Raw genomic sequence first — 23,884 nt, 5'->3', positions numbered from 1 at the left:
GAATTGATGACGTGTTCTCCCTCGCAGCACTAACGGAACTGTTTTTATATTCAGCTCTAATGGTATGACTGAAAGATACGCATCCAAAAACGACTGTGCCGTATCGATACGGCACATACCCAAACACTACATCAATTCAAGAAAAATAACAGGAAGTTATGTCAACGAATAGCGAGGATGAGTTATGACTATTCCATTACCGTATCCTTGTACCTAACAGCTAATCGCCTGTGGGACACTATGCCGCCATCTACCTTAAAAGGATCAACCTTCATGTTCACTGGCCTAAGTGCATTTCCGCTAACCCCTATGAACGAGCAGCGCATCATGGAGCATGAATTTGCCCGTTTAGTTGCTCATTTAGCTGAGGCAGGGGTGGGCTCCATTGGTGTGTTGGGCTCGACCGGTAGCTATGCCTATTTAAGCCGTGATGAGCGCGCCCGTGTTGTCCAGCTTAGCGTTGAAAATGCAGTTAGTACGCCTGTTATTGTAGGTATTGGTGCGCTACGTACTCGTGATGTGCTGGCTAACGCAGAGCGCGCTCAGCAAGCAGGCGCCAGCGGGGTGTTGCTAGCGCCGGTCTCCTATCAAAAGCTTACCGATGATGAGGTTTTCGACCTCTACGCTACAGTCTGCCAATCACTGAGTGTGCCGCTCTGCGTGTACGATAACCCTGGCACTACCCATTTTGAATTTAGCGATGAGTTGCATGGGCGAATCGCCCAGTTGCCCCAGGTACGCTCTATCAAAATCCCGCCGGTGAATAACGATATTGAACCTGCAAAGGAGCGGGTGGCTGGGTTACGCAAGCTGATCCCCGCTGATGTCACTATTGGCATCAGCGGGGATGCGGTAGCAGCCACCGGCCTAAATGCGGGATGTGATGCCTGGTACTCCGTTATCGGCGGGTTATACCCTAGAGCAGCGCTGGCGATAACCCGAGCTGCTCAGGCGGGGGACGTTCAGCAGGCCAAGGCACTTTCAGACGCCCTTGAACCGCTGTGGGTACTCTACCGTGAATACGGCGGTAGCCTGCGAGTGGCGGCTACCATTGCAGAAGTCACCGGCAAGGTGAGTCAGCCCTGCTTGCCCCAGCCGCTTAAAACGCTGCAAGCGGGCGATCGTAAAAGAGTAGAGCAGGTACTGGAGCAGCTTGGGCTTGAGTAGAGTTTAGTAACAAAAACGCCCGGCCAAAGCCGGGCGTAATAAGCACTTCAACGATGGTTACTCAACGAGCTTAAGCAAGCGATCTGGGTAATTTGTGAACAGGCCGTTTGCGCCCATTTCCATCAAACGCTCCATCTCATCGGCTTCATTGACGGTGTAAACGTGTACCGGCAGGCCATTTTCATTTGCTTGACGAATAAAGTTGGCATCAATGACTTCTTGGCCTTCGTAGATATAGTTAGTACCGATTCCCGACGCGTATTCCGCTACCGCCTGGAAGTCTTCATCATTAATCTCTGCTGGGCCCGGTGTCACACCAGTCCACTCCACTAAACGCGATTCGTCCTCTTCACTGGGGTAGTACCAAACGAGCTGGATGAGCGGAATGTCGTCGTTTAGTTCCTGCACCTTTAATAGGCTTTCCTGCTCGAAAGACTGCACTAACACGCGGCCACTCTCGACCATGTCATGTTCTTCCAGCGTTTTTACCAGGGCTTCTTCCAAGCCTGGGTTTAGCTGCGGTGACTTGGTTTCAATGTAGTAGCGAGCATTGTGACCGAAACGCTCGAAAAGCTCATCCAGCGTGAGGATCTGTGCCCCTGCAAAGTCCGCGTCTGCTTTATCAGCATTGGCTTCATTGAACCAAGTGCCGGTATCCAGCGCTTTCAGCTCTTCCAAGGTGAAGTCATTAATCTTGCCTTCACCATTGCTGGTGCGATCAATGGCGTCATCATGGAACACCACGACTTCACCGTCGGCAGTGATTTGGGCGTCCAGCTCTAAGTAGTCGACATTCCACTCATGGGCCAATTCATAGGCCGCCATGGTGCTTTCCGGCGCGTGGCCGCTGGCCCCGCGGTGGGCGATCACTTGAAATGACTCAAGATCTTTTAGCTGCTGCTCCAGTGGCGACATATCTGCTAGCGCAGTCGTGGTGGCAGCACCAGCGAAAAGACCCAGTGACATTGCGGTGAATAACGGATGACGTTGCATGAAAGTTCCTTAATTGAATGTTCGTTCAATAAGTCTACATGCCCTGAAGCGTTAAAGCCAAATGACAGAAATTGTTCAGTGTTTCATCAAGGGCCGATTAGGGCAGCAATTAAGCAAATACGCAGCGGGGCTATATAGCCACCCAAGAGCTAGGCACTCACGTTGAGACTCTTCACCAAAACCTGTGTTTCTTTTATGGAAGTCAAACGTACAAACTGAATATGCGAATAGAGGGGGTTAATCATATCGGCAAAGTAGCGTTTCCGGTTTTGCCGCCACGTTTTCAGTGACCATAGCAGAACCGAGTCACGGCTTAGAAAAGTTTTGCGGAAGCTCTCGCGATTACCTGTACCAGGCCAGAGTTCCTCTTGGCTGATGATGCGTTTAACGGCACGCGTGAGTGCTTGGCTAAATACTCGCCAAAAGGGGTAATCGACCCACACCACCATATCCACATCATGCCACTTAATATGCCGAGTGCGATCAAAATTACCGTCCAGTATCCACTCTTGTGGTGAGGCTGCTAAAGCCTCTGCCAGCTCAGTGAAAAACACATCGTCCGACGCTCCTTGCCAGTTAGCAATTGATCAAGCTGAACGCATGGGGCGTTCAAAGCGTCTGCGAGCTGCTTTGCAAGGGTGCTCTTGCCGCTGCCACTCGTGCCGACCACATTAATCTTCATGGGAGTTCTCTTTAGGTGGCGCGACATTTTAATGAGTGCTCAAAGGGGCATCAAGCGCACCATACGGTGTCAATGAGTACCTTGGCCATTTTTAGAATGGACGCCCTCTATTGCTCCCCTCAGGGATAACGCTTTACAGCGGCGAGCTGTTCTCGCAGTGGCAGGGCGATATACTGATAGGAGCGCTGGTAAATAAAGAAGTGCGCCGGGTACGTTTATCAAACGATGGTAGCGAAGCCGACGATGTAGAAGGCCTGTTTGGTGAGCTAGATGAGCGTATAAGAGATGTGCGAGTAGGCCTAGAAGGCGAGGTGTATCTACTTACCGACAGCGCCGAGGGCAGGCTGCTTCGAGTAGTGCCAGCAGAATAGTCGATGACCCTAGGTGCTATTGTCGAGTTGGATACGCCATCTAGAAAGGAAAAGCCCATGATTCATACAGAGCATCACCGATCTCACCGTACCGGTTGGCTGCGAGCCGCAGTGATGGGCGCGAATGACGGTATAGTCTCGACCAGTAGTCTGATACTGGGCGTTGCCGCGGCTAATACCACTCAAGGCGATATTATGCTGGCGGGTATTGCAGGCTTGGTGGCTGGCGCTATGTCGATGGCCGCGGGGGAGTATGTCTCGGTAAGCTCGCAATCGGATACTGAAAATGCTGATCTCGACATCGAGCGCCAAGCATTGGCGGAGCACTATGAACTAGAGCAGGAAGAGCTCGCCGCTATCTATGAAACGCGCGGCTTGGCACCCGAATTGGCACGACAAGTCGCCGAACAATTAATGGCCAACGACGCCCTAGGCGCCCATGCGCGAGACGAGATTGGCATCACCGACCTCAGTCAAGCGCACCCCCTGCAAGCAGCCCTCTCTTCAGCCGCGACGTTCACCATCGGTGCTCTTTTGCCGCTACTGGTCGCTTGGTGGGCGCCTTCCGCGCTGCTTATTCCTCTGGTCGCGTTGTTCTCACTGCTCTTTTTGGCCTTGCTGGGCGCTATAGCTGCCCGAGTGGGTGGAGCACCCATCCTAAAAGCTGCGGCAAGAGTGATGTTTTGGGGCGCTCTTGCGATGGCCTTAACCTCCGCCATCGGGCATGTGTTTGGAGTGATAGCTTAAAGGCAAAATGGCTGTCAGTGCCTGCACCTGGGGTTGAATTTCGCCTAAGTGCCTGCACTGAGAGAGGTGTAAGCAATTCACAAGGAGTCGTTATGACAACGTTAGTGATTGGCGCGAATGGACAGATTGGCAAGCAGTTTTGCGAACTGGCCCAAAAAGCGGGCACGCCTATCAAGGCAATGATTCGCAGTGAAGAGCAGGCAGCCTGGTTCAAAGAGCACGGCATTGATACCGTGGTCGCCGATTTAGAAGGTGAGTTTGAGCAGGCCTTTGACGGCTGTGACCAAGTGGTCTTCACGGCGGGGTCAGGCCCGCACACCGGGCCGGATAAAACCCTGATGATTGACCTTTTCGGTGCTATTCGTACCGCCGATATCGCCAAGCAAAAAGGCCTCTCCCGCTACATCATGATTAGCGCCATGCGTGCAGAACAGCCGCTAGAGGCGCCCGAGAAAATGCGCCCCTATATGGCCGCGAAATTTGCCGCTGATGCTCACCTTCGCAACAGCGGCGTTCCCTACGTCATTCTCAAGCCTGGTCGTTTGACCGACGAAGCTGCTAGTCATCAGTTTGCCGATTCATTTGACGAAGCCGGTGACAACCAAATCTCTCGGGCTAATGTCGCTCACGCTCTGCTCCACACAGTGCAGACGTCCAGTTTGACGAATCAGGAGTACCTACTATTGAACGGTAAGCGTTCCATTGGTGAGATTATTCAGTAGGCAAGTTGCCGACACTTACGCATTAACTCCCTTCATGCCTTCCGGCGTATAGCGCTCACCGGTTACCGGAAGGTTGGCGGTGACGGTTTCCAACTGCTCTTGCTCATCAGCAGTCAGGGAGATGGACGCCGCTGCCGCATTCTCTTCAAGGTAGCGCAGCCGCTTCGTGCCGGGAATCGGCACAATGTTATCGCCTTTGGATAGCAGCCAAGCTAACGATAGCTGCGCCGGAGTGCAGCCTTTGAGCGCTGCCACTTCGCCGATCACGTCAGCGATGCGGCGGTTGGCACCCATGGCTTGTTCAGAAAAACGTGGCAAGTTAGGACGAAAATCGTCTTCGCCGAAATCGTTGGTATCCTGAAATCTTCCTGTCAAAAAGCCTCGGCCTAGAGGTGAATAAGGCACAAAGCCGATGCCGAGTTCTTCGCAGGTAGGTAACACGGTTTGTTCAACGTCCCGCGTCCACAACGAATACTCGGTTTGCACGGCGGTAACCGGGTACACGGCATGGGCACGGCGAAGGGTATCAGCGCTGACTTCGCAGAGGCCAATGTGGGCAATTTTTCCCTCTTTAACCAGTTGTACCAAGCCCTCCATTGTTTCTTCGATAGGTGTGGCCGGGTTAACGCGGTGAACGTAGTAGAGATCGATTTGCTCGACACCCAGCCGCTTTAGTGATGCTTCGCAGGCTTGCCGGGCATACTGGGCGCGGCTGTCCAGACTACGCTGATACTCGCCGGGGTTGCGCACAATGCCAAACTTGGTGGCGATACGTACGTTGGGCTTATGGCTGGCAAGAAAACGGCCAATCAGCTCCTCGTTATGGTGGGGCCCGTACATATCTGCCGTGTCAAAAAAGTCGATTCCCAGCTCCACCGCTTGGGCCAATACCCGCAGCGACTCGCTATCGTCTCGGGGGCCGTAAAACTCGCTCATTCCCATGCAACCTAAGCCAATGGTGGAAACGGATAGGTCGGTGCCCAGTATGCGTGCTTGCATGATGTCTCTCTCCAGACGTTGCTTATCAATACGCTGCGTTTGAACCGTTCTTGAATCGCGCAACCAGAGCATGGCACTATCCAGAAATGAAAAAAATGAACGAGTTCGGTAAGCAATTTTTCAGTTTTGAAAACCAGATGCCCCGAGGTTGGATCTGGGATGACACACGCACCTTTCTGGCGGTGGCCCGCCATGGCACTTTGAGTGGCGCGGCAGCGGAACTCCATCTGGGGATCGCGACGCTCTCCCGGCGTATCGAGCGGCTCGAAAAAGCCTTAAAGCTTCCGTTGTTCGTTCGTCAGCAGTCGGGCTATCAGCTTACCGAGGAGGGGGCAGGGCTAATCGAAAAAGCCGAGGCGCTGGAAGCCGCCGCAGCGGCGTTTACCAGTGGGGTTTCCCGTGCCACGCAGCTAAGCGGCAGAGTGCGCTTAGCCACGGCTGAAAACCTGGCCACGTCGTTGATTCTGCCCGCATTGCCACAATTCCATGCGCAATACCCTAGCATCAGGCTTGAGCTGGTGACCGATATCACTACCGTCAATCTGCACCGCCGCGACGCCGATGTAGCGCTTAGAATGGTCAAGCCCGAGCGGGGTAATGTCACCCTTCGGCGCCTTGGCACCCTGGGTTTCGGGCTTTACGCCAGCCCGGATTATGTAGCGCAGCGCGAGGCTCATCATGACGCGGGCGATTACGACACCGACACCTTTATCACCTGGGGAGAAATGCAAGCGCACCTGCCTGCCGCCCAGTGGGTTGAGCGCATCCTGCAGGGGCGCGAGCCGGCGCTAACCACCACCTCGCTGGCGACCCAGTTAGCAGCGGCCAAAGCGGGGCTGGGGATAGCGGTATTGCCGCATTTTCTGGCGTTGGAGGCTGGGCTGGTGTGTGTTGCTGCGGATATTGGCGTGGATCAGCCTATCTACTTGGTCATCCAAACGGATCTTACCCAGTCAGGTCGTACCCGGGCCGTGGCGGATTTTTTGGCTGAGTTGGTGGCCAATAACCGCGAGCGCTTGAATGGGTGAGTAGAGGGAAAAGATTGCATGTAAAAGTCTCGAAGCGCTCAGTGTGAGCTGAATGGGAACTGGGCTGTCTTGCGGATTGAGTAAAAAAGGAATAATTTATACTCATGAGCGATTTTGAGTTCGATGAAGAGAAAAGTGCAGCCAATCGAGTAAAGCATGGAATCGATTTTCTGGAAATTCAGGCTAAATCCAATGATGAGCCACGTTTTCTTGTAGTAGGACTAATTGGCGTTAAACACTGGTCTGCTGTCATCACTTATAGAAATGAACGAATTCGACTCATTTCGGTAAGGCGTTCCCGGAAAAGAGAGGTGGAACTCTATGAAAGCTAATGACTTTGACAAAAAATTTGACCAAGGCTGTGAGGATATTGTCGATGACCTTGAACTGTCGACTGTTCGCCGTGTTAACCAGGAGCAAAAGCGAATCAATGTCGACTTTCCCGCTTGGGTGGTAGAGTCGCTTGATCGTGAGGCCGCTCGCATTGGCGTTACACGCCAATCTATTATCAAGGTCTGGCTAGTTGAGCGTTTGAAGGCAGAAGCAGCCGATAAGCCATCTAATAATCCATTGCCTCATTAACTATATTCGCCGCCCAGCTCCCGCTTAAGCCACTCCGCCAGCGGCTCGCTGCGGCGGCTTTCGGCTTGGCTGGGCAACCACAGGCAGAGGCGCGCAGGGGTTTGGATACTTCCCCAGGGGGCCACCAGCCTGCCATTCCTCAGGTCGTCTTCCACCAATAGCCTCGGCGCGATGGCGATACCCAGGCCCGCCACTGCCGCTTCCATCAAGTAGTAAAGGTGATCGAACCTCTGGCCTTTGCTTAGCGCCTCTTCAAGCTGTGCCTGTTCAAGCCCTTGGGCAGTGGCCCACTGCGGCCACGCCTGGGGGCGGGAAGATGTATACAAGAGCTTATTGGCAAGGAGAGATCCGGGCTTGGTTGCATCGCACTTGGCCGCCAGTTGCGGGCTTGCTACCGCACATATCTGCTCCTCCATCAGCTCGAATACCTCAACACCTGCGGGCCAGGGCGGCTCGGAAAACGCCAGAGTGGCGCTGGCATCCGTTTGCGTGCCCGGCTGCTCGCTTTCACTCACCACCACCTGCAATTTCAGCTGGGGCAGCTCGCGGTGCAGACGATCCAGGCGGGGAATCAGCCAGCGGGCCAAAAGGCTGCCGGGGCAGGCGAGGGTGAAGGGCGCCTCCTCCATATCACGCTTGAGCGCGGCGCAACTATCCTTGAGGCGGGCGAACGCCTCACCCACTCCGTTTTGAAGCTTCTCACCATGCGGCGTAAGCGCAATGCCTCGGCCCGCTTTGGCAAAAAGCGCCACGCCAAAATGGTCATCCAAGCTCTTTAGTTGGCGGCTAACAGCGCCGTGAGTAACGCTTAGCTCCTCGGCAGCGGCAGTCACGCTACCCAACCGGGCGGTGGCTTCAAAGGCGCGCAGGGCGCTAAGCGGTGGCATGCTGTTTTGCATTAATACGTGACTCCAGCTCACATGTTGATGACATCTTATCGATTTTTATCCCGGCCTGCTTGCGCTACTTTCATTGCATTGTTTGATAACGCATTCAGAGGTCGTGATGAATCAACCTGTAGACGTATCCAAGAGCCTGCCCGACGCCAACGGATTATTTGGCAGCTTTGGCGGCCGCTTTGTTGCTGAAACGCTGATGCCGCTAATTCTTGAGCTGCAAGACGAATACACCACCGCCAAGAACGACCCGAAGTTTCAGCGTCAGTTAGCCTACTTTCAGGGCGATTACGTGGGGCGGCCAAGCCCGCTCTACTTTGCCGAGCGGCTGACCGAGCACTTTGGCGGGGCGAGTATTTACTTGAAGCGCGAAGAGCTGAACCACACCGGCGCGCACAAGATTAACAACTGCATCGGCCAGGTGTTGCTGGCCAAACAGATGGGCAAGAAGCGCATTATCGCGGAAACCGGTGCAGGCATGCACGGCGTTGCCACCGCTACCGTTGCTGCGCGCTTTGGTTTGCCCTGTGTCATCTACATGGGCGCAACCGACATCGAACGCCAGCAGACCAACGTGTTTCGCATGAAGCTACTGGGCGCAGAAATCGTCCCCGTCACTTCCGGCACCGGCACGCTCAAAGACGCCATGAACGAAGCGCTGCGTGACTGGGTCACCAATGTGGACGACACCTTCTACATTATCGGTACCGTGGCAGGGCCGCACCCGTACCCCGCCATGGTGCGAGACTTCCAAGCGGTGATTGGCCATGAAACCCGCAGCCAGATGCTCGAGAAACAGGGCCGCCTGCCGGATTCGCTGGTGGCCTGCGTGGGCGGCGGCTCTAACGCTATCGGGCTGTTTTACCCGTTCCTCGACGACCCAGACGTGAAGATGATTGGCGTGGAAGCGGGTGGCAAGGGCGTTAAAAGCGGCTTGCACGCGGCTAGCCTGAACGGCGGAACCCCCGGCGTGCTGCACGGTAACCGCACCTATCTGCTGCAAAACGAAGATGGTCAGATTATCGACGCTCACTCGATTTCCGCCGGGCTGGACTACCCCGGTATCGGGCCAGAGCACGCATGGTTACACGAGCAGGGGCGGGTCGAGTACGTCTCTGCCACTGACGACGAAGCGCTGGAAGCCTTCCAGGTCTGCTGCCGCAAAGAGGGCATTATTCCCGCCCTGGAGACCGCCCATGCCCTGGCCGAAGTGGCCAAGCGTGCCCCCAGCCTGCCACGTGAGCACTTGATGGTGGTCAACCTCAGCGGCCGGGGCGACAAGGACATGATGAGCGTGGCCCATCACCTTGGTGAAAAATTCGGGGTTAAACAGCTATGAGCGCGACACAGGAGAACGTCATGACCCATACCTCTCGTCTTGAACACTGCTTTGCTTCCCTCAAACAGCAAAACCGGCCAGCGCTGGTCAGCTACCTGACCGCCGGTGAACCAGATGCCGAGACTTCGCGCCGCCTGTTGCACGGGTTGCCAAAAGCGGGAGTGGATATCATCGAACTCGGCATGCCGTTCAGCGACCCAATGGCCGATGGCCCCGCCATTCAAAAAGCCGCGCTGCGTGCCTTGAATAACGGTCAAACCCAAGCCAAAACGCTGGAAATGGTGCGCCGCTTCCGTGAAGAAGACAGCACTACGCCCATTGTGCTGATGGGCTACTACAATCCCATTTACTGCTACGGCGTCGAGCGCTTCTTGACCGATGCCGCCAAGGCCGGAGTAGACGGCCTAATCGTGGTAGACCTGCCGCCCGAGCACGACGAAGAACTTTGCCAGCCAGCGGCCCAACATGGCATTGATTTTATTCGTCTGGCCACGCCCACCACGGATGCCAAACGCCTGCCCAAGGTGCTGGCGAATGCCTCCGGGTTTATCTACTACGTTTCCGTTGCCGGTGTCACTGGTGGAAGTGCGCCCACACCAGAACGGTTGGAAGGCGCAGTAGCCGATCTTCGTGAACATACTGAACTGCCCATCGCCGTTGGTTTTGGCATCCGTACCGCCGAACAAGCCGCCACCATTGGCCGCTTCAGCGATGCAGTCGTCGTCGGCTCTGCACTCGTCGACTGTATCGAAAATGCCAACACGCCTGATGAGGCTGTGGAGCGTGTGCATGGCCTGGTAAGTGAACTGGCGGAAAGCGTCAGGGCGTGTCGGGAGGTAGATGAGCCGCAAGTTTGCTGATCAGGGTATACGTCCCCTTACTTACCGATTAACGCTGTTGTTGGGAAATGTATCGCCTCTGTTGGGTATCAAAGATTGAGCCAAGCCTTCGTGAGCAGCTAATCTAAGCAATTGGGCATACAGTCTAATGCTAATGAAGGGCTTTGCTGCGAGCCTAGAGAGGCGATTTTCATGAACCTGACCACGCTGCTGCTGTTTATTCCTGCCTGCTTCGCTCTCAATATGGCGCCGGGGCCTAACAATCTGCTGTCACTGACCAATGCCAAGCGCTATGGCGTTCGAGCAGCTTGTCTCGCAGGTATTGGGCGGCTGGCAGCCTTTGTTGGCATGATTACGCTGGCTGCTACCGGTTTGGCGACGCTGCTTTACACCTCTGAAAAAATTTTCCTGGTCATCAAGGTAATTGGTGGCCTCTATCTGTTATGGCTGGCGTATCAATTATGGGGTGCCGACAGCACTGAAAGTGTTGACGGAGATACCCAGCCTAAGAGCCTGTTTGAGCTGGCGCGACAAGAGTTCCTGCTTGCCGCCGGCAACCCAAAAGCCATCCTGATTTTTACCGCATTCCTACCGCAGTTTGTGGAGCCCAGCGGCAATGTAGGGCAGCAGTTTATAGTGCTAGGTGCGCTGTTTTTGCTGCTGGAATGGGTAGCGATTGCCGGTTACGCCTATGCAGGCAGCTTTTTAAGCCACTGGTTTTCACGCCCTGCCATGCGGCGTTTATTCAACCGCAGCTGCGCAGGCTTATTGGCCAGCGCAGGAGTAGGGCTATTGCTTGCTAAAAAAGAGTGAGCAAGCTTTAACATGGGAGAGAGCTTTAACTCGCGACCTTCCCAGGCTGTCTATAAATGTTGCTAGAAGAGTTTTTGCAGCCCATGGATTACCCAGCGCGAGCTGGCGTCTGCGATTCATGTGCCTTACCAGCGGATTAATGAGCTGGTAAATAAAAAGCGTGGCGTTACCCCGAGCACTGCGCTCAGGCTGGCGCTTTTTTTTGGTGTTTCAGCGGATTTCTGGCTGAACTTACAAATGCGCTGGGATATTTACAAGGCAGAACAGCTTGAGCACGACGGTATATCGAGTATTCAAGATGTGTCGCACTGGCAGAAGATGGCGTAAATACGCTTGATATAAAAATAGTAATTATCGATAGTTACGAGTCTAATCATTGCAGGCAGTAACCATTCAATATTTTATAAACAGAGAGAAACAATGGGAAAGCTCTTTTCACTAATCGTAGTAGTAGCGCTTGGCTACGCGGGTGTTTACTTCTATTACGGCGTTGTCGTTGAGCGGGAAATCCAAGAACAGCTGGATGACCGCGGCCTTTCCTCTGTTAGCATCGATGACGTTGAGTATGATTTGCTGGCGCCTGTTAGCACCTCAGCGGAAATCGCTGTCACCGTCACTTATCGCGGCTCTCAAGCAACGTTGGATTTGGCAGTGCAGGGCCATCCCCTGTTTTCTGATGAAGTAACGGTCGAATTTGATGGCCTACAAGCACTACGGCTGGGCATCAGCTTCGGGCAGTAAGCGGTAACCACACATGCTCAACGCCTATCGAAAGCGCCACAGCTACCAGCAATCCAGCCATTAGCCAATTGAAGCCCTTAATGATTGCAGGGCTTTTAATACGACTGCCTACGGCGCTGCCAATCGCGATATAGCTACCGGGGGCGCCCGCAGCTAGCATCGCCAGTCCGAACGCCCAAACCACTAAGCTAAGCCCCTGAATGTCAGCGGCAGGAAACTGCAGTGTGGTGATGGGCAGGGTGGCCACAATGGCTTTGGGATTAAGCAACTGCATGACCAGCCCATCACGATAACTGACTAGCCGTGGGGCGTTGTCTGGCTCGCTTATATCAACACTTGAACGGGCGATTTTGCTTGCGAGATAAACAATATAACCGCAGCCCAAGGCACTCACCACGATCAGTGCTTCATCATCGATCCAGGCAGCACCCACCCAGCCCAATACTAATAAGTAAACCAGCATGGCGGTGCCTACACCGAGGCAAAACCCTACCGACTTTTTGGCTTGGCCATTGATACCAATATTCAGGCCAAGCAGATTCACAGGCCCAGGCGAATACATAGCGCCTAGGGCATAGGCGACAATTCCTAACATGGTGAAACCTCTTTTCTTAGGTGTTAGCGCGCGATATCACGCTGATACTGGTGGGGTGTCATGCCATAAATGCGCTTAAAGCGGCGATTGAAGTGGCTAAGGTCGGCAAATCCGAAGCGCAAAGCGACCTCGGTTAACGAGGCGCCAACATCCAGAGCAGAGCGGGCCGCATTGATTCGGCAATTGATCACATACTGATGCGGCGTGATGCCGTAATGCTGGCGAAACAGCCGCAAGAAATGGTACTTGGATAAGTGCGCCGCTTGGCTGATGTCATCAAGGGAGACATCTCTATCCAGATGGGCGTGGATATAATCTTTCGCCAATCCCAGCAGCGCATCGGGCCGAGTGGGCGCCTGGTTGGGCTGAGAAATCCCACCCAGATGCACTGTGCGCTCGATCATCTGATAAAGCGCGTTCTCCTGATCGATACAGCTACCGGTGTGAGAGGTGACCAAGCGCGCCAGTTCCAAAATGGCGTTGCGCAATTGGGCATCCTGAATCAGCGTGCTACGTGAACGAAAGCTAGCCGATTTTTCGTGACCCAGGACTTCCGCAAACTGCGCGTTAACCTGCTCAGGGTGTACATACACCATCAGGTAATCCAACGCATGCTCGCCGCCGGGTTCGCCATCGTGAACTTGTTCGGGATTAAACAAAATAACGTTGCCAGGAGGGCTGCGGTGAAACCGCCCGCCGCTGAAGAAATCCTGACGACCCGCTAGGGTGACACCGAAGGCATACTCCTCGTGGGCATGGCGGTCGTAGCTGAAATCCTCAATGGCCGCATGAAGCACCGTCAGTGTTGGCACATGCTGACTTTTGATAAATTGAAACCGGCTCGCGTTGCCCATGCCGCCCCCCTCCTGATTAGTCACACCAACTCGAAACACAGCCCTAGATTATGCCGGTAGCTCCATGGATGCTTGTACATAATTGCTCATCAACTGTGCAATGATGGCCTATCGATAGTGAACACCACCAAGGGGCCGTCATGAAAAAGCTCTTTTCACTGATGATGGTGCTGGCGTTGGCTAGCTGCGCCGCCATGGAGCCGCATGTGGAGCGTGACGTCCAGCGCGACGTCGGACTGGCCATCCAGGAAGTCTACGAGCGGGCGCTGCCGACGCTGTCCGAGGACAAGCAGCGCCATTTTGCCCAGCGGCTCTACCGCCTGACGGGCGAGCAGCGCTGGCGGCCTCTCAATCATGCCTACGGCGAGCGTCTACTGACGCGACTCGAGGAGGACATCGTCGGCCTAGCCAAGCCCGGGTACGCGGCTGCCCGCAGCCGGGCGATCGTTGCCAACTACTCGCCGCGCACGGCCAAGCAGCGCGCCCGGCGCGCCATGCTGGGTGAGTGGGGGGAAATCGCCTTCGCCCGGGGGCTGCTGTTCCGGCTGATCCAGGCCGAGTACTTCGGCCTGCTGCCGACCATTGAGAACCACGAGCGGGCGCTGGGCTACCAGGCAGAGGTTGACTGGGCGGCCTTCTTGACCGACCCCGCGGTGATCGGGATCTATGCCGCTCAGGTGGCCAACCAAGCGTACTTCCTGCACCAGCTCGGCGTGATGGACCTGCGCCGGGAGGTAGAGGCAGCCTTCCGACGCCACTACCCGCCTGATCGAGTCGCCGAGCTCGACGACGCCGAGTACCATAACTGGCTATATGGCCTGACCCACTTCGTCATCGCTGACAGCCGATACTACCAGCGGAAGGTAGACCCGGACGTGCACGCTTGGGTGCTGGAAGCGCTGGAGCGGGAGACGACCGGCATCATGGCCCGGGCCACGGCCGACATCCAAGCCGAGGTGGCATTGGCCTTCCTTCTTGCCGACCGCGAGGATCACCCGCTGGTGGGCCGGGTGCGTGAGGCGCTGGTGGCGGGGGTAGACCCGACCAGCGGCATCATCCCCTCGGCCACTGGGGAAAAGGGGCTGGCGGGTGGTGAACACCGCAACGTTCTGGCAATAATGGTGTTGCGCTGGCCGGGCCGCCTGCATCCCGGCCCCGACCTCTCGGACATGCTTGGCGAGCGCTCAGCCGAGTAACCATTGCTGGCCGGGCCTTGGTGAGGCGGACGTGTTAGAAAGTAGCCAGCAGGCCTATGCCCGATAGGAGGATTCGTGCACCAGTTAGCCGCCCAATGGATAGTGGGATTACTGAGAGACAGAAATATCCCTTTTCAAATCTGCGGAGGGCTCGCAGCAAAGGGGTATGGATCTAAACGAGCGTTGAACGATATTGACCTGTTCGTACCCGGCGAGCATTTTGCAGCGGTGGTGCAGGCTGGCCAAGCGAACATATCCAAGCCCGCCACGCACTACTGCGAAGAGGGCTGGGATTTAACCTATGTCCAGTTCAAGTATGAAGGCATTAAGGTGGAGGTTGGCAACGCCGACGGCGCGCAAATTTTTGATGCAGCCAGCCAGGCCTGGATGCCGCTCAATATTGATTTTGCCCGCTATGAAACAGTGAATTTACTAGGCCTGGAGCTTCCTTTGATGTTCATGGATGACTTGATCCGCTATAAGTCGGTGCTCTCAAGACCGGTCGATATCGACGATATTCGCGCCATAAGATAGGCAACCTCCATTTCGCTGTCACCCTCAAACAACAGGCACGGTACCGCCATCGATCACGTACTCCGTTCCCGTAATGGTGGCCGCCAGCGGTGACGCCAGAAATCCTATCAGGTTGGCCACTTCAGCAGGTTTTGAGGGGCGGCCAATCGGGATGCCGCCCAGCGAATTCATGATGATCTGCTTGCCACCTGCGTAATCGGTGCCTGCCTCTTGGGCGATACGCTCGGCCAGCGCAACGGCGGCTTCCGTCTCAATCCAGCCCGGCGATACCCGAACCACACGCACCCCTTTGGGTGACACTTCCTTGGACAAACTCTTGCTATAGGTGGATAGCGCCGCCTTGGCCGCTGCGTAAGCCGTGGTCGACTCGGGCAGGGGGAGTTCACGTTGAATGGAGGTCACGTGGATAATCACCCCATCGCCCTGGGCCAGCATGCTGGGCAGTAGGGCGCGATCCAGCCGTACGGCGGGAAACAGGTTTATGTCGAGCTCACGCTGCCACTCCTCCTCCCCAAGGGCAGCGAAGCCGCCACCGGGCGCTGATGAACCGCCCAGCACATGAACCATAATGTCCACTCCACCCAAGCGATCGCTGACCGCATCGGCCACCGTGGCACAGCCTTCGGCCGTCGTCAGGTCAGCGGCGACAAACAGCTCATCAGGTAAGTCAGCAGGGCGAGTACGGGCGGCGGTCAGTACCTGCGCGCCTTCTTCGCGAAAGAGCGCCACCACAGCAGCGCCAACCCCTTTGCTACCGCCGGTGATCAACACGCGTCGCCCGTTCAAGTTCAGGTTCATTAGTGGATCTCCAATGACTGGATTTGCATATCGGCAAGCTGGAAAGTGTGGTCAAGTTGAACCGGACTGCCGGGGAAGTTGCCGGTCACGGTCGCGGTAACCACCATGGTGTTGCCTTGTTGGGAAACACTGATCGGCTCGACGCTATACTCAATGTTGGCACGGGTGGCGCGCAGCCAGGCTTGAATAGCGGTTCGCCCGCAGTGCGTTTCTCCCTCATCCAAAACACAGGCATCTTGGGTAAAGCAATCGCCAAGGTGGGTGTCGTTCGCCCCGTTGCTGATGCTGAAATAAGTGGTGATCGCGTCTGGCAGTGACAAGCTCATGATGGCCTTCTCTCGCAAGGTAATGTGAGAGAATATTCTGCCTAGACTTACGCGTTATCAAGAACGCACAAAAAGGTAAGTGGCTTACCAATGAGAAAGATTTATACGCCCACTACCGCCGCAAGCGATGTGGAAAATGTATTAAAAATGCTGGAAGGGCGTTGGAAGCTCATTATTCTCTTTCATCTCTTCGATGGAAAAGTGCAGCGCTACTCCGATTTCGAAAAACTCATCCCCGACATCTCCCAGAAAATGCTCGCCCAACAGCTGCGCCAACTGGAAGCGGATGGCATCGTGGCCCGAAAGGTCTACCCCCAGGTGCCGCCGAAAGTGGAATACCGCCTGACCGAATGGGGGCAAACGCTCTGCCCGGCGCTGGATGCCTTATTGAAATGGGCAGAGCAGAAGGATCACTTCAACGACCCTGCAGAGCAGAACAAACAAGACGATGCCGCCACCCAATGAGAGCCACCTGATGCGCTACCGCACCATGACCATCAACGACTATGAAGACGCCATTGCCCTGTGGAGCGAAAGTGAAGGCGTGCGGCTGCGCGATGCCGATTCCCGAGAGGGGATTGAGCGATACCTGCTGCGCAACCCCGGCCTGAGCTTCGTGGCAGAAGTCGAAGGAAAGCTGGTGGGAACGATCATGGCGGGCCACGATGGCAAGCGCGGCTATGTTCAGCACTTGTCGGTGGCGGATTCCCATCGCCGGGTAGGCATTGCCACACGGCTGGTCAGCCTCTGCCTGGAAGCACTCAAAAACGAAGGCATCCTGAAATCGCACCTGATGATCCTTCCCGAGAACAAAGCTGCTCAGAAGTTCTGGGCTAATCAGGGCTGGGCCTATCGATCTGATATTTTGCTCTATTCGTATGTTAACGGGGATAACCACAACGTTTAACCAAGCTGAGTTTCTATCGCAGTCTTGTCGATCACCGACCAGACTTCCTGAATCTTATTATCTTGGAAGCGGTAGAACGCGTTCTCGCAAAACGTCACTTTTTGCCCATTGATAGGTAAGCCCAGGAAGTTGCCTTTAGGCGTGACATCGAATCGCAGCCTGCACGCCACATGGGGTGAATCAACGGCCAACAGCTCAATGTTGAAGTGAAGATCCGGTATCTGCTCGTAATCGGCTTCCAGCATGGCGCGATAACCATCAAGCCCTAGGCGCTTGCCGTTGTGGTGGGCATCGTCATGCACGAACTGGTCTAGGTTCGTCCAGTCCTGATTATTGAGGCAGGTGATGTAATCACGGTAGGCCGCTTCCAGATCCCGTTTGTTCATCCTGTTCTCCTTTCCTGGTCAGCCGTGAAGGTATTCGCCACGGTGCTCCTGGCTCAGTATCATTATTAGCCTAAACCAAGCCACAGAAGTCATCATTTATGTCGTGCCCACCTTGCCCACATTGCCAATCTGAATTCGTCTATCAGGATCAAAGCCTTTTCATCTGCCCCGAATGCGCCCACGAATGGAACCCTTCTGAGGCTGAGGCAGAAGACACCGTGACGGTAAAAGATGCCCACGGCACGCTGTTAGCGGAAGGCGACAAGGTAACGATGATCAAAGACCTCAAGGTCAAAGGCAGCTCACTGGTACTCAAGGTGGGCACTAAAGCGGTTATCAAGCGGCTCGTGGACAGCAAGGATCACCAACTGGACTGCAAGGTCGACGGCGTCGGCGACATGATGGTGACCGCCCACTTTGTGAAGAAGGCCTGACTAAAACCTGAACTAACATGACAACCGTGCCGCCGATGACTGCTAGCCGACATTACTGATGGGTCATTCTGCTGATAGCCACCCTGGCTCAAGCAGCGGCATGCTTTTTCGTTCAAGGCATTGGGGCCATCAGCGTTTATATACAGGCAGATATGGCGCTCTCTGCATTACAGATTGGGGCGCTGGTCTCTGCTGCTCAACTGGTGCCTTTAGTCGGGCTGTTAGTTGCCGGAGAGTTGCTGGACAGGTTCAGTGAACGCTTAGTGGTAGGGGTGGGCACCCTCGTAGTGGGCATTGCGCTTAGCGCTGCCGTGCTGGTTGAGAGTTACTGGGCCATACTGCTGTTTTTGGTCATCGTAGGGGCAGGCTACAGTACTGCTCAGCCTGGCGGTAGCAAATCGGTAGCTGCTTGGTTTGACAAATCCCAGCGTGGTTTTGCCATGGGGATTCGTCAGGCGGGCTTGCCGCTGGGTGGGGCGCTGGCGGCGATTATACTACCAACCGTCGCGATTACCTGGGGGTGGCGCGCCTCTTTTCTGGTGGGCGGGCTGATTGCGATCTTCGGGGCGTTGGTTTTTATGCTCTTTTATCGCGCCCCTGCTGGCGCGGTGCCGGTCGCAAGAGTCTCTGAAGTCAGCGTGACAAACGTTGTCTTGTCGCGACTGGCGATGATTCGCGAACCGGTTATGAAACAGATCATGGCGTCCGGTATTAGTCTGATCTCTGTTCAGTACGGTATTTTGATTTTTACCGTGCTCTATCTGCACAGCCGTTTGCAGATGGACGTGCTGCAAGCCGCGACGTTGTTATTTGTGGCCCAGGGGGCCGGGGTTGCTGGGCGTATTTTGCTGGCGGCCTGGAGCGATCGCTGTCGCTCGCGCTATTTTCCGGTCATGGTGTGCATGGTAGCGGTGATATTGGGGCTGCTGGTATTGGTTTGGCTGCCGCTACGCTCAACGCTCATGCTGGGTTGCTTGATGGCCTGGTTAGGGTTTTTTGGTTTTGGTTGGTACGGCCCTTGGGTAGCTTATGTAGCGGAGTCTGCACCTGCTGATAAAACCGGTTTTGTGCTAGGCCTGGCCATGGCGATTAACCAACTGGCGATTGTATCGATACCACCACTCCTTGGGTGGCTGTTAGATATAAGTGGCAGCTTTATGCTCGGCTGGAGTCTGCTGATTGCCATGACGTTATTGGGGCTATTAATGACCATCCAGCGGCAAGGAGAAATTAATGAAAGCGATCGTGTTTGACGTGTTTGGCACTATTGTTGATTGGCGCTCCAGTTTGATTCATCAGTTCAATGAGCTAGAGAAAGAGTTGGGGATTGAACTGCCTAGTGAAGTGCTGGCTGATCAATGGCGTCAGCTTTATGCGCCTTCCATGGACAGGGTACGCAAAGGGGAAATCCCCTGGACGGTATTAGATGATCTGCATCGAGAAAGCTTAGTCACACTACTCAATCAACATGGGATTGCGCTAGACGAAGCGACCATTGATCGCGTCAATTACTTTTGGCACCAATTAGAGCCCTGGCCCGATGTCCCACATGGCCTACAGCGCTTGAAAGAGCACACCATCATCGCAACGCTGACCAACGGTAATGTCTCATTAATGGTCGATGTTGCCCTTCACGCCAAGCTGCCGTGGGATATGATTTTTTGCGCCGAGTTATTCGAGCACTACAAGCCTGATTCTGAGGTTTATTTAGGAGCTTGCCGTCTGCTGCGCCTACCGCCTGAAGAGGTAATGCTGTGTGCGGCGCATAATGCTGACCTGCGTGCTGCCCGTGTACTGGGAATGAAAACGGCGTTTATACCCCGGCGCACAGAATATGGCCCGCAACAGAGCAAAGATTTAGAAGCAGAAGAAGCATGGGATTTTGTGGCTGAAGACCTCGTCGCGTTGAGCGAGTGTCTAATAGAGTGAGTCAACAATAAGTAGCGTAAGCGCAGGGCAAGGGTTAGTACCATTAAGGCCCTGCATCCACCACTGCGTCACGTAACGTTTCAGCGAAGCTCGCCAGGGCGGGTGTCCAGGTTTCTGGTTCGGGGGCGACAAAATAGGTATCGACATTGGCGATGGACGAGGGCAGTTCCAGCGTGTGGATCCCGAACCGGTGCTGGTGGGCTTCAACCGTGCCACGGGGCAGCACCGTGTAACCCATCCCGGCAGCAACGCAGCCAAGCATCGCGTCCAGCGAACCGAACTCAAAGATTCGGCCTGCATTGACGCCGTAGGAAGCCAGCAACAGCTCAATACGCTGGCGGTAGCTGCACCCCTGGCGAAACGCCAAGAAAGCGGATGTCAGCAGTTCTTGTGAAGAGGGCATCTTCGTCATAGGCGTTGAGCCGACCAACACAAGCTGCTCGCTAAATGCTTTGAGCAAGTGGTAGCGGCTATGCTCAAGCCTCCCGGCCACGAAGACACAGTCCACCTGCCCATTAAGCAACAATTCGACCAGTTCAGCCGTGGGCCCGGTCTTGATCTGGATATCAACGTCAGGCTGTGCCGCGTGGTACGCCGCCAGTATCGGCGGAAGGCGCAACGCCGTCGTGGTCTCCATGGCACCTATGCGCAGCCGCCCACACGCCTTCTCCTGGCCTTTGAACAGCGACACCGCTTCGTCGTGGGCTGTCAGCATGCGCTCGGCGTACTCCACCAACGCCAACCCGGCACTGGTAGGCCGAACGCGCCCTGCACGATGAATCAGCTGTACGCCTAACTCTTCCTCAAGTTTCTTTATATGAGCCGTCACATTGGATTGCACGGTGTGCAGCTGTTTGGCCGCCGTCACGAAGCTGCCGGTTTCGGCCACGGCCATAAATAGCCGCAATGATTTCAATTGCACGCGCCGTCTCCCTGTCAGGCTATCTTTAAACAAGATAGTAGCGATCAAAACTAATCGTTTCTAGAAATGGTTCCTCGCGCGTAGTCTGGCTGTGCACTAACGCGCTGCCCACCTTGCCCGAAAGGCGGCACGAAAAGGACACCACATGATTAATCGAACACTCACTACCCATGATCTGCCCGCCCTGATGACAGGAATAATGGCGACCCTGGCGGGGATTGGCATCGCGCGATTCGCCTATACGCCGCTATTGCCCGCAATTATTCAAGAGGGCTGGTTTACCGCGAGCCAAGGTGCCTACCTTGGGGCCGCCAACCTGCTGGGCTACTTTATCGGCGCACTCGCCGCCCACTCGCTGAGTGAGCGCTTTTCTCCTCGCTGGGTGATGGCCGCAAGCTTCGCGGGTATCGCGCTTAGCTTTGTACTCTGCGCCGGGGCGGGCGGTTTTCTCTGGTTCTTCTTCTGGCGGTTGGTGTCAGGCATTGCCGGGGCCATTTTAATGGTCGTTGGCCCCTCGCTGGCGCTGGCGGCCACGCCATCTGAAAGGCGAACGCGTGTTGGTGCCCTAGTATTTACCGGCATTGGCTTTGGAGCACTGCTTTCGGCCTTCATCGTGCCGTTGCTCCTTGGGTTAAGCCTGACAGTCACCTGGGGCATGCTGGGGCTGCTGTGTATTGCCGCTGGCCTCTTGTGCGACTATTTTTTGCGACAGGGAGTGGCGCACTTGCCCCCATCGATCACGGCTAGCTCAGTGGGTAATAGCTCCACGGGGTATGCGGGTGTAAAGGTCGCTGTGCTGCTTGTCATTGGCGCTTACGCCCTGGATGCGGTTGGCTTTGTGCCCCATACCGTGTTCTGGGTGGACTATCTCGCCAGGGAAAACGCTCTGGGTAACCAAGCGGCTTCCCTGCAGTGGGGAATCTTCGGATTGGGCGCCTTGTGTGGGCCGTTCATGGTGGGCGCACTGGCACAGCGAGTGGGCTGGCAGGGGGGCTTGATGATCGCCTTTGCGGCGAAGGCCGCCGCTGTCTTGCTACCGGTGTTCTCGCTTGCACTGCTCAGCCAGTCGGTTTCCTCGTTCATGGTGGGGGCGATGATCCCTGGCATTGTTGCACTCACTTCTGGCCGCCTTGCTGAATTGGTAGGGCCAACCGCCCATAAGAAGCTCTGGGGGCAAGCCACCGCCGCCTTTGCTGCCGCCCAGGCGGTGGCAGGCTATGCCATGTCGGCGCTTTATGGCGCCTGGGGTAGCTACGCGCCACTGTTTGCCATCAGCGGCCTCATCCTCGTCGCGGGCTTTTTGCTGGTGCTGCTTAGCCGTGGCGTACAGTCGTCTACCCAACAATCTACACAGCAATCTTCAAAGCACGCTAGCCACCACAGGAGGCAATAATGAAACTCTACCTAAACGCAACCTCGCCCTATGCGCGCCTGGTGCGAATCGTGTTAATGGAAAAAGGCCTGACGGACGCCGTGACGATGAAGTGGTGCGACCCTTGGGCAGACGATGCCGAACTCTTAAAGGCCAACCCCGCCGGGCGTATTCCGGCGTTGATAACGGAGAAGGGGATCACGTTAAGCGAGTCACTGCTGATTGCCGTTTACCTGGATGGCGTTAGCCCCAACAAGCCGATGATTCCCACGGCTGGTTTAGGTGAGGTGCTGCACCTGACCGGGTTGGGTCAAAACCTGATGGATGCCGCGTTCAATACCGTGATTGCCAGAAAGCATTACGGCAATGGAATTGATGATAGAGACCTGGGGCAGAGGCGTTCGAGGGCCATTCAGCGACTCCTGAAACAGCTGGGCAGCGAGCTTGGAGAAAAACAAAAGGCCTCACCCATCACCCTGGGCGAAATCTCCATTGCAGTAGCGCTGGATTACCTAGCCTTCAGGCTGTCAGAGGTGAGCTGGAAAGAAGAGAATCCACAGTTACAGGAATGGCAGGCTGGTGTGACAGCACGAGCAAGCTTTCAACAGACGGCTTTCTGTTAGGACTTTCTATTAGGAGAAGTGGGGAGAAAGCCAGCTCAGTGCTGGATCTCAGCCCGCAACTTTTCCACTTCTTCAACCGGCAGTTCTTCAATATCCGCGATCATTTGATCATCCATTTCGGTGCGAGCGATCAGCTTTCGGGCCGCGTTGCGTTTGCCTTCCAAGGCACGTTGCTCGGCTTCTTGACGCCCTTCCAGACGCCCTTCCTGACGCTCTTTTTGCACCAGATTTTCTAAGTTCTCTGCCAACATGTCTTTATCCTCCACCAAACTGTTGAGCCGCTCTAGATTAACTTCTGCACCAAGCCGCTGCAGATGACGCTTAATCCAGCGCGTGATGACCTTATCAATGCGTTCTTTGTTCGGATCCGCTTTGATAATGGCCACAATACGATCAACGGCTAGTTGTAGGGCTTCCCAACTCTCACCGGCGTTTTCGACGCTGAACACACCGCTTAACGGTGTCTGAACCAAGCCTAGTTGTTCATCAGTATAGCGCCCTTCATCGACTAGGTAATAGCGTAGGTGGGGCTGATAAATCTGAAGAAAGTCGGGCGGTTCTGGGGTGATCATCTCGAAGATGTCTAGCGGTGCCGTCCATCGCTCTGAGCCGTTATACAACACGACAGGGAGCACGGGCGGCAACCCTTGGCTGGGCGTGATGATCTTCTGTTTGAGTAGTTCGCTATAGAAGCAGGCGACGTAGTGCAGTAGCCGAATGGGCATAGTGCGATCCACTGAGGACTGAAACTCCAGCAGAATATACAGAAATACTCGTTGGGTGAGGTCTTTCCATTTCACTTCAACCGACCACACCACATCTTCAATCTTCTCTTCAAAAAGCGGCGTAATGTAGTTGCCGCTGTGGCTCTTCAGGGTGGAGAAATCCATCAGCTTAGCAATCTCAGCAGGCGTAAAGCCTTCGATCAACTGTTGCACGAACTCGGGGTAGCTAAACAGCTCCTTGTAGCCTGTATCATGATGTTTGTGAATGGTGCCCACCATGAGTGCTCCTTATTCAATGTGCCTAAGCGAGTGCATCGCAAAAAACAATATGCCTAAGAATAAATAGCGAGGGCTTGGCAAGCAA

Annotated in this window: 33 protein-coding genes; 21 read left to right on the top strand and 12 right to left on the bottom strand. The window is 55.2% G+C overall.

The window, feature by feature from the left end:
- Positions 1-273: 273 nt before the first annotated feature.
- Complete coding sequence (locus SR894_RS13750; protein WP_133730105.1) at positions 274-1,167, top strand: dihydrodipicolinate synthase family protein; 894 nt, start codon at positions 274-276, stop codon at positions 1,165-1,167.
- Between the two features lie 57 nt (positions 1,168-1,224).
- On the opposite strand, the gene SR894_RS13745 is transcribed toward SR894_RS13750, so the two are convergent.
- From SR894_RS13745 to SR894_RS13735, 3 genes are all read right to left on the bottom strand, one after another.
- Positions 1,225-2,160 carry a glycerophosphodiester phosphodiesterase gene (locus tag SR894_RS13745; RefSeq protein WP_133730106.1) on the bottom strand — a complete coding sequence of 312 codons (936 nt, stop codon included), beginning with the start codon at positions 2,158-2,160 and terminating at the stop codon, positions 1,225-1,227.
- Between the two features lie 149 nt (positions 2,161-2,309).
- On the bottom strand, positions 2,310-2,714 hold the full coding sequence (locus SR894_RS13740) for a P-loop NTPase family protein (RefSeq protein ID WP_246638190.1): 405 nt from the start codon (positions 2,712-2,714) through the stop codon (positions 2,310-2,312).
- Positions 2,684-2,842, bottom strand: a complete 159-nt coding sequence (locus SR894_RS13735; RefSeq protein WP_246638189.1) for a shikimate kinase — start codon at positions 2,840-2,842, stop codon at positions 2,684-2,686. The genes SR894_RS13740 and SR894_RS13735 overlap by 31 nt, the downstream gene beginning before the upstream one ends.
- 110 nt (positions 2,843-2,952) lie before the next feature.
- Between SR894_RS13735 and SR894_RS13730 the strand changes: the two genes are divergently transcribed.
- The 3 genes from SR894_RS13730 to SR894_RS13720 all read left to right on the top strand — a co-directional run bounded on the left by SR894_RS13730 (position 2,953) and on the right by SR894_RS13720 (position 4,682).
- A complete protein-coding gene (locus SR894_RS13730) occupies positions 2,953-3,213 on the top strand; it encodes a PQQ-dependent sugar dehydrogenase (protein ID WP_133730108.1) in 261 nt (86 codons plus the stop codon).
- A gap of 57 nt (positions 3,214-3,270) precedes the next feature.
- Positions 3,271-3,960, top strand: coding sequence for a VIT1/CCC1 transporter family protein (locus SR894_RS13725; protein ID WP_133730109.1), 690 nt, complete (start codon positions 3,271-3,273; stop codon positions 3,958-3,960).
- 92 nt (positions 3,961-4,052) lie between these two features.
- A complete protein-coding gene (locus SR894_RS13720) occupies positions 4,053-4,682 on the top strand; it encodes an SDR family oxidoreductase (protein ID WP_133730110.1) in 630 nt (209 codons plus the stop codon).
- Positions 4,683-4,697: 15 nt separating this feature from the next.
- Here the strand turns inward: SR894_RS13720 and SR894_RS13715 are convergent, their stop codons facing one another.
- A complete protein-coding gene (locus SR894_RS13715; protein ID WP_133730111.1) occupies positions 4,698-5,681 on the bottom strand; it encodes an aldo/keto reductase in 984 nt (327 codons plus the stop codon).
- Positions 5,682-5,767: 86 nt separating this feature from the next.
- Here SR894_RS13715 and SR894_RS13710 point away from each other — a divergent pair, with 86 nt between their 5' ends.
- The 3 genes from SR894_RS13710 to brnA all read left to right on the top strand — a co-directional run bounded on the left by SR894_RS13710 (position 5,768) and on the right by brnA (position 7,291).
- Positions 5,768-6,709: a LysR family transcriptional regulator gene (locus SR894_RS13710; RefSeq protein ID WP_133730112.1), complete on the top strand. Its 942-nt coding sequence runs from the start codon at positions 5,768-5,770 to the stop codon at positions 6,707-6,709.
- A 104-nt stretch (positions 6,710-6,813) separates the two neighbouring features.
- Positions 6,814-7,041, top strand: a complete 228-nt coding sequence (locus tag SR894_RS13705; protein ID WP_133730113.1) for a BrnT family toxin — start codon at positions 6,814-6,816, stop codon at positions 7,039-7,041.
- On the top strand, positions 7,031-7,291 hold the full coding sequence (gene brnA / locus SR894_RS13700; protein WP_133730114.1) for a type II toxin-antitoxin system BrnA family antitoxin: 261 nt from the start codon (positions 7,031-7,033) through the stop codon (positions 7,289-7,291). The genes SR894_RS13705 and brnA overlap by 11 nt, the downstream gene beginning before the upstream one ends.
- Here the strand turns inward: brnA and SR894_RS13695 are convergent.
- Entirely contained in the window at positions 7,288-8,190 is a 903-nt protein-coding gene (locus tag SR894_RS13695) for a LysR family transcriptional regulator (RefSeq protein ID WP_133730115.1), read from the bottom strand. The genes brnA and SR894_RS13695 overlap by 4 nt on opposite strands.
- 106 nt (positions 8,191-8,296) lie before the next feature.
- Between SR894_RS13695 and trpB the strand changes: the two genes are divergently transcribed.
- From trpB to SR894_RS13675, 5 genes are all read left to right on the top strand, one after another.
- Positions 8,297-9,526 (top strand): tryptophan synthase subunit beta, encoded by a 1,230-nt coding sequence (gene trpB / locus SR894_RS13690; RefSeq protein ID WP_133730116.1) that lies wholly within the window; start codon positions 8,297-8,299, stop codon positions 9,524-9,526.
- Positions 9,527-9,546: 20 nt separating this feature from the next.
- Positions 9,547-10,386, top strand: coding sequence for a tryptophan synthase subunit alpha (gene trpA / locus SR894_RS13685; RefSeq protein ID WP_223288591.1), 840 nt, complete (start codon positions 9,547-9,549; stop codon positions 10,384-10,386).
- Between the two features lie 171 nt (positions 10,387-10,557).
- On the top strand, positions 10,558-11,178 hold the full coding sequence (locus SR894_RS13680; protein WP_133730118.1) for a LysE family translocator: 621 nt from the start codon (positions 10,558-10,560) through the stop codon (positions 11,176-11,178).
- An 87-nt stretch (positions 11,179-11,265) separates the two neighbouring features.
- Positions 11,266-11,505 (top strand): HigA family addiction module antitoxin, encoded by a 240-nt coding sequence (locus SR894_RS22975; RefSeq protein WP_422822659.1) that lies wholly within the window; start codon positions 11,266-11,268, stop codon positions 11,503-11,505.
- Positions 11,506-11,598: 93 nt separating this feature from the next.
- Positions 11,599-11,919, top strand: a complete 321-nt coding sequence (locus tag SR894_RS13675) for a hypothetical protein (RefSeq protein WP_133730119.1) — start codon at positions 11,599-11,601, stop codon at positions 11,917-11,919.
- Here the strand turns inward: SR894_RS13675 and SR894_RS13670 are convergent.
- Positions 11,903-12,514, bottom strand: coding sequence for a LysE family translocator (locus SR894_RS13670; protein ID WP_133730120.1), 612 nt, complete (start codon positions 12,512-12,514; stop codon positions 11,903-11,905). The two genes, SR894_RS13675 and SR894_RS13670, sit on opposite strands and share 17 nt — an antisense overlap.
- Before the next feature lie 23 nt (positions 12,515-12,537).
- Positions 12,538-13,368 (bottom strand): AraC family transcriptional regulator, encoded by an 831-nt coding sequence (locus SR894_RS13665; RefSeq protein ID WP_133730121.1) that lies wholly within the window; start codon positions 13,366-13,368, stop codon positions 12,538-12,540.
- A gap of 140 nt (positions 13,369-13,508) precedes the next feature.
- Between SR894_RS13665 and SR894_RS13660 the strand changes: the two genes are divergently transcribed.
- Together SR894_RS13660 and SR894_RS13655 are read left to right on the top strand one after the other, a co-directional pair.
- Positions 13,509-14,564 carry a DUF3541 domain-containing protein gene (locus SR894_RS13660; protein WP_133730122.1) on the top strand — a complete coding sequence of 352 codons (1,056 nt, stop codon included), beginning with the start codon at positions 13,509-13,511 and terminating at the stop codon, positions 14,562-14,564.
- A 75-nt stretch (positions 14,565-14,639) separates the two neighbouring features.
- Complete coding sequence (locus SR894_RS13655; protein WP_223288590.1) at positions 14,640-15,098, top strand: nucleotidyltransferase; 459 nt, start codon at positions 14,640-14,642, stop codon at positions 15,096-15,098.
- A 24-nt stretch (positions 15,099-15,122) separates the two neighbouring features.
- Here SR894_RS13655 and SR894_RS13650 read toward each other — a convergent pair whose 3' ends face one another.
- Together SR894_RS13650 and SR894_RS13645 are read right to left on the bottom strand one after the other, a co-directional pair.
- Complete coding sequence (locus SR894_RS13650; protein WP_133730124.1) at positions 15,123-15,896, bottom strand: SDR family oxidoreductase; 774 nt, start codon at positions 15,894-15,896, stop codon at positions 15,123-15,125.
- Positions 15,896-16,222 (bottom strand): nuclear transport factor 2 family protein, encoded by a 327-nt coding sequence (locus SR894_RS13645; RefSeq protein ID WP_133730125.1) that lies wholly within the window; start codon positions 16,220-16,222, stop codon positions 15,896-15,898. The genes SR894_RS13650 and SR894_RS13645 overlap by 1 nt, the downstream gene beginning before the upstream one ends.
- 90 nt (positions 16,223-16,312) lie before the next feature.
- On the opposite strand from SR894_RS13645, the gene SR894_RS13640 reads away from it, so the two are divergent.
- Complete coding sequence (locus SR894_RS13640; RefSeq protein WP_133730126.1) at positions 16,313-16,687, top strand: winged helix-turn-helix transcriptional regulator; 375 nt, start codon at positions 16,313-16,315, stop codon at positions 16,685-16,687.
- On the top strand, positions 16,671-17,129 hold the full coding sequence (locus tag SR894_RS13635; protein ID WP_244286470.1) for a GNAT family N-acetyltransferase: 459 nt from the start codon (positions 16,671-16,673) through the stop codon (positions 17,127-17,129). The genes SR894_RS13640 and SR894_RS13635 overlap by 17 nt, the downstream gene beginning before the upstream one ends.
- Here SR894_RS13635 and SR894_RS13630 read toward each other — a convergent pair.
- The gene (locus tag SR894_RS13630) at positions 17,126-17,515 is read right to left on the bottom strand and encodes an ester cyclase (RefSeq protein ID WP_133730127.1); all 390 of its coding nucleotides are present in this window, start codon (positions 17,513-17,515) and stop codon (positions 17,126-17,128) included. The two genes, SR894_RS13635 and SR894_RS13630, sit on opposite strands and share 4 nt — an antisense overlap.
- A gap of 98 nt (positions 17,516-17,613) precedes the next feature.
- On the opposite strand from SR894_RS13630, the gene SR894_RS13625 reads away from it, so the two are divergent.
- The 3 genes from SR894_RS13625 (at position 17,614) to SR894_RS13615 (ending at position 19,878) form a co-directional block, all read left to right on the top strand.
- Positions 17,614-17,949: a zinc ribbon domain-containing protein YjdM gene (locus tag SR894_RS13625; RefSeq protein WP_133730128.1), complete on the top strand. Its 336-nt coding sequence runs from the start codon at positions 17,614-17,616 to the stop codon at positions 17,947-17,949.
- Between the two features lie 65 nt (positions 17,950-18,014).
- Positions 18,015-19,202, top strand: a complete 1,188-nt coding sequence (locus SR894_RS13620; protein WP_322535546.1) for an MFS transporter — start codon at positions 18,015-18,017, stop codon at positions 19,200-19,202.
- Positions 19,183-19,878: a haloacid dehalogenase type II gene (locus SR894_RS13615; protein ID WP_133730129.1), complete on the top strand. Its 696-nt coding sequence runs from the start codon at positions 19,183-19,185 to the stop codon at positions 19,876-19,878. Before SR894_RS13620 ends, SR894_RS13615 begins: the two co-directional genes overlap by 20 nt.
- A 43-nt stretch (positions 19,879-19,921) precedes the next feature.
- Here SR894_RS13615 and SR894_RS13610 read toward each other — a convergent pair whose 3' ends face one another.
- Complete coding sequence (locus SR894_RS13610; RefSeq protein WP_133730130.1) at positions 19,922-20,800, bottom strand: LysR family transcriptional regulator; 879 nt, start codon at positions 20,798-20,800, stop codon at positions 19,922-19,924.
- 145 nt (positions 20,801-20,945) lie between these two features.
- Here SR894_RS13610 and SR894_RS13605 point away from each other — a divergent pair, with 145 nt between their 5' ends.
- Positions 20,946-22,193 (top strand): YbfB/YjiJ family MFS transporter, encoded by a 1,248-nt coding sequence (locus tag SR894_RS13605; RefSeq protein WP_133730131.1) that lies wholly within the window; start codon positions 20,946-20,948, stop codon positions 22,191-22,193.
- On the top strand, positions 22,193-22,795 hold the full coding sequence (locus SR894_RS13600; RefSeq protein WP_133730132.1) for a glutathione S-transferase family protein: 603 nt from the start codon (positions 22,193-22,195) through the stop codon (positions 22,793-22,795). The genes SR894_RS13605 and SR894_RS13600 overlap by 1 nt, the downstream gene beginning before the upstream one ends.
- 35 nt (positions 22,796-22,830) lie before the next feature.
- On the opposite strand, the gene SR894_RS13595 is transcribed toward SR894_RS13600, so the two are convergent.
- Positions 22,831-23,799, bottom strand: a complete 969-nt coding sequence (locus SR894_RS13595; protein ID WP_133730133.1) for an Rpn family recombination-promoting nuclease/putative transposase — start codon at positions 23,797-23,799, stop codon at positions 22,831-22,833.
- Positions 23,800-23,884 lie beyond the last annotated feature (85 nt).

It is taken from the genome of Vreelandella neptunia (assembly GCF_034479615.1).
GTDB classification, from domain to species: domain Bacteria; phylum Pseudomonadota; class Gammaproteobacteria; order Pseudomonadales; family Halomonadaceae; genus Vreelandella; species Vreelandella neptunia.
The sequence above is the reverse complement of the archived record's forward strand: the minus strand, read 5'-3'. Positions and strand labels throughout refer to the sequence as shown.